Source organism: Okeania sp. SIO2C9 (assembly GCF_010672455.1).
In the GTDB taxonomy this organism is placed as follows: domain Bacteria; phylum Cyanobacteriota; class Cyanobacteriia; order Cyanobacteriales; family Microcoleaceae; genus Okeania.
In genome coordinates this window covers 26876-31896 of the sequence record NZ_JAAHGO010000032.1, presented here as the reverse complement: position 1 = coordinate 31896, position 5021 = coordinate 26876, and the positions used below count along the sequence as shown (strand labels likewise).

2 protein-coding genes are annotated in these 5021 nt (G+C 34.5%); both read left to right on the top strand.

Translation table 11 applies throughout. The features are described 5' to 3' along the window. Nucleotides 1-1583 precede the first annotated feature (1583 nt). The gene (locus F6K23_RS22710; protein ID WP_293160057.1) at nucleotides 1584-3317 is read left to right on the top strand and encodes an alpha/beta hydrolase; all 1734 of its coding nucleotides are present in this window, start codon (nucleotides 1584-1586) and stop codon (nucleotides 3315-3317) included. A gap of 1106 nt (nucleotides 3318-4423) precedes the next feature. Further along, nucleotides 4424-5021 (top strand): Uma2 family endonuclease (locus tag F6K23_RS22705; protein ID WP_293160055.1); only part of this gene is annotated, 598 nt, incomplete at its 3' end.

Genomic DNA, 5021 nt, shown 5'->3' with positions numbered 1-5021 from the left:
CCTGTAGACGGGGGGTATTAAACCCAAAATATTGATCGTAAAAATATGAGCTTTGGATGCTTAAATTGTCACTCATAAATTATCCTCTATAGCAATCCTAAATCATTTGTGATAATTTGATTGCTATTTGAAGAAGGAAGAAGGAAGAAGCAAGAAGCAAGAAGCAAGAAGAAAGAAGCAAGAAGTTGATGGAGACTCAAACCCCAACTAATTATAAACACCCTGTAGACGGCGGGGTATTAAACCCAAAATATTGATAATCAAAATATGAGCTTTGGATGTTTAAATTGTCACTCATAAATTATCCTCTATAGCAATCTTAAATCATTTGTGATAATTTTATTGCTATTGAAGAAGGAAGAAGAAAGAAGCAAGAAGTTGATGGAGACTCAAACCCCAACTAATTATAAACACCCTGTAGACGGGGGGTATTAAACCCAAAATATTGATCGTAAAAATATGAGCTTTGGATGCTTAAATTGTCACTCATAAATTATCCTCTATAGCAATCCTAAATCATTTGTGATAATTTGATTGCTATTTGAAGAAGGAAGAAGGAAGAAGCAAGAAGCAAGAAGCAAGAAGAAAGAAGCAAGAAGTTGATGGAGACTCAAACCCCAACTAATTATAAACACCCTGTAGACGGCGGGGTATTAAACCCAAAATATTGATAATCAAAATATGAGCTTTGGATGTTTAAATTGTCACTCATAAATTATCCTCTATAGCAATCTTAAATCATTTGTGATAATTTTATTGCTATTGAAGAAGGAAGAAGAAAGAAGCAAGAAGTTGATGGAGACTCAAACCCCAACTAATTATAAACACCCTGTAGACGGGGGGTATTAAACCCAAAATATTGATCGTAAAAATATGAGCTTTGGATGCTTAAATTGTCACTCATAAATTATCCTCTATAGCAATCCTAAATCATTTGTGATAATTTTATTGCTTCGGTTTTTCTCTTTCCCAGATCCGGTGTTCCCTATTCCCTAAAATCTACAATATCTCACAACTCAAATAAGATTGCTATAGTAAGATAACTGATAGCTTGAAATATTTTTGATGTTCCATATTGTTTTTACCGAATAATTAATAATTAATAATTAAATAATTCGCCCCTTGAAGCCTCCTCTTTTAAGGAAAAAAAAGACAATATTCCTTATATTCAATCCTCTCGGTTTGTAAGCATTTCCTGCGGAATGCTGCGCAAACAGCAGTCAGCTATCAGCTAGCCTCCTAGCGGAGGAACTACGTTATCAGCTTTATTACTTTTAGTGGACAATTTAAGCTCGTTTCTCTTGTGTTTCAATTCTTTGTTTAAAAATGTAGTAGAAGTTAAACAAGTACTTGCTTCATTCATTTTTATTGCTAAGAGCTGACCGCTAATAGCTGAATGCTTGCCTCGGTTTTAACCAGAGGGAATTATCAATTATCAATTATCAATTATCCATTAATGAATGGCTATATTTTTCCCCCTAAAAAAAAGTATATTTGCTGAATTTAATCATAAACTAATTGTTGATAAAACCACAAAAATAGGGAACAATAATTTATATTAGTTTAAATTGAGGCCAAGATTTATGAATGGGCATCGTTATGGATTTTTACTAAGTTTACTATTATTAGGAACAGGTTTAATATTATCAATTATATTTAATCCTACTATCGGCATTGAAGTAACATCTATAAATATTGAAATAGACTCTCAACGAAATTTAGTCACTCGTATCTATACCCCCACCACAGCACAACCTCATCCAGTAATATTATTGTGTCATGGTGTCAACAATAGCAAAGAAATGATGACACCTTTAGCAGTAGAGTTGGCAAGACATGGAATAGCAGCGATCGCTTTTGACTTTGGTGGTTATGGCGAGTCTTACCGACTGAAAAATAGAGAAAAGTCTATAGAAAACCTAGACAAAAACACCAAAGCAGATGCTAAAGCAGTTCTCGCATACATTCGCAACCGCCCAGAAATTTTTGATCGAGACCGCATTGGTATTCTCGGTCATTCTATGGGTGGTGCAACAGCATTAAAGTTGGGGAAAACAGAAAAAGTATTGCGCTCGACAATTATTTTAGGTATGAGTGGCAGCGCTACTACCACCACTCCTCGAAATCTATTTTTGGGCGCTGGTGTATACGAACAAATTAACCCTCCTGAAGATTTACGAATTATGTTGCAAGAAGCAACGGGTAGCAAAAATCCTGTTTGCATCAATAATGGTAATAATATTTGCGGTAGTTTCAGTAATGGTACTGCTCGACTGTTAATAATTTCTGGCACTGCTGACCATATCATCGCCACCTACGATCCACAGTTAATGACGGAAGTTATCAAGTGGGTGCAACGTAGTTTAGATGTTAATTCTACTAAGGAGGTAAAATTAGCTGCACCTGGTTTAATCATTTCTATGTTATTAACATTTGCAGGTGGTATTGCTTCTGGTGTTTGTGTATTACTTCGACCTGATGAAAAAATCAGAATGCAGACTACAGAAACGAGAGGAGAAAATTTGGTAGAAGAAATCTATTTTCGTCAGATAAAAAAAGCAGCAACGTTAAAAGTACAGTTATTATGGCGACGTTGCGTTACCTGGTTATTGGCAATACAAATGACCGTTATTTGGTTGATGGCAATAAAGGGTCTGGCACCGACCAGAAGCGCGAGTAATATGCTGGTGTTTTGTTATGTTTTGCAACTGTGTAGCAATTATGCTTTACGTCGTTCTGACAAGTTGACTTCTATTTTGCGAGTTGTCTGTTTATATGTTTTGCTTTTGATAGTGGCGTTTTTATTGCCGACATTATTATGTGGAGTCAATGAAATTTTAACTACACCAAATTATCTAGTGAGTTTACCTAAATTTTTGCTCCAGTGGCCGTTTTTTGCTTTCTATAACTACACCATCGCAGCTAAACTAATTTTGATTCCTACTTATACTTTAGAATTACAGGTTAGTTGGTTGTTTATATTATTGGTGCTGCTAGAGTTGATGTCGTCTGGGATAACTTTGCTAATAGTGGAGCAAATTTTAGTGGGGAGTGTGAAATGGTTACGTCGTCCGTTTGTTTTCACTGGAGTGAGTAATATTTCCCAGAAACAAATTGGTTTATTAGGGTTATTATTGTTGGCTTTTTTGGGGATATTGTATCAGCTAGTCATAGATGGTTTGTGGGTAGTAGTAATTAATAAAGGAATATTGGCATTACAGATGCTTGGATTATTTTTATTTTTGCCTATAGGAATTATTGTGTTTACTCTTAGGTCTTCCTGGTTTCAAAATTTAGAGTCTCTATTAAAAAAATAGGGAAGAAGGAAGAAGCAATACCGTTTCACCGAAGTTATAACTCAAAAGTCAAAAGTCAAAAGTAAGATTTTATCGCCCAAAAAGCAATACTGTTTCATCGAAGTTATAACTCAAAAGTCAAAAGTCAAAAGTAAGATTTTATCGCCCAAAAAGCAATACTGTTTCATCGAAGTTATAACTCAAAAGTCAAAAATCAAAAGTAAGATTTTATCGCCCAACAAGCAATACCGTTTCACCGAAGTTATAACTCAAAAGTCAAAAGTCAAAAGTAAGATTTTATCGCCCAACAAGCAATACCGTTTCACCGAAGTTATAACTCAAAAGTCAAAAGTCAAAAATAAGATTTTATCGCCCAACAAGGAAGAAGGAAAAATATTGCGTTGTCTGAGTTTTAAGTTCTTGAGCTGTCCTAACTTTTCCTTCGACTGCTATATCAGCTTCGTGCCTTGTGCGTAAGTCCCGATCAAATTAATTTTTCCAAAATTTATTAACAGTTTAATATAGTTAAAGTTGGCAGAATATAATCATTTAATTGATGCCAAATTTAGCCAATATTTTTAAAATCAAAAACAGACTATGGAACAACGATATTGATTGATTTATGGAAAGCAAAAAAAATGATTGTTTTAGAATATCTATAGACCTCCATTGTGCCTGAATTAATTCCTGAATTAATTAGGGTTTGCTGAAAAAGTCTTTTAGCAGGGGTAGGGGTAGGAGTCAGGAGTCAGGAGTCAAGAGTAATGGAGAATTTAGAGGAGGTAGTCGGATATATTTATCTCTTTATTTTTTGCCGTAGTTAGCACAAAATCCTAACTTTTTGCTCGCTCAAGCTTAAATTCGTTGCACTTTTTTTCGTTCTAAAAAGGCACTTACCTTTATCTGTAAATGTTTTTAGATTAGCTTGGTAAGCCCTAATTAAATACTATATATAGGGTTTCTCAAGTTACTGAGGTACAGTTGGTTTTCTTCTTTTCTATTCCATATTTATTGAATTACTATTCCCTACTCCCTACTCGCTGCTCTCTAAAAGAAACTAATTTTGTACTTCACGCTTCTTGGGAATTGCTATACTAAAAATACTGAGGCGCCTGAGGAAATAAAATATGACAATAGAACTTCCCTTGTCCCAAATTAACTCAGAAATAGTTTATCCAGATAGTGATGGACAACCCATGGCAGATAATACAATTCAATTTCGTTGGATTACAATTATTCATTACAATTTAGCTTGGTTATTTGCAGATAATAATGAAGTTTTTGTGGCAGGATATTTATTTTGGTATCCGGTAGAAAAAAATAATAAATTACGACAAGCGCCAGATGTAATGGTAGTTTTTGGAGTGCCAAAAGGAGACCGAAGTTCTTATCAGCAATGGAAAGAAAATAATATTGCTCCACAAGTAGTATTTGAGATTCTTTCTCCAGGAAATACACCTAAAGAAATGAACCGCAAATTATTATTTTATGACCGCTATGGAGTGGAAGAATATTATCTTTATGACCCGCAAAAAAATAGTTTAACGGGGTGGTTACGCTCTGAACCTTGGTTAGAAATGATTGAGCAAATAAATGGTTTTGTTTCTCCTAAATTAGGAATTAGGTTTGAGTTAACAACAGAAACACTAATATTGTACCGTCCTGATGGGCAACCGTTTACAGATTATATTGAAGTTCAGCAACAATTGAAGGCAACAAAAAATC

Coding starts and splice junctions, on each gene's coding strand:
- F6K23_RS22710 (WP_293160057.1), top strand. CDS start 1,584: ATGAATGGGCATCGTTATGGATTTTTACTAAGTTTACTATTATTAGGA.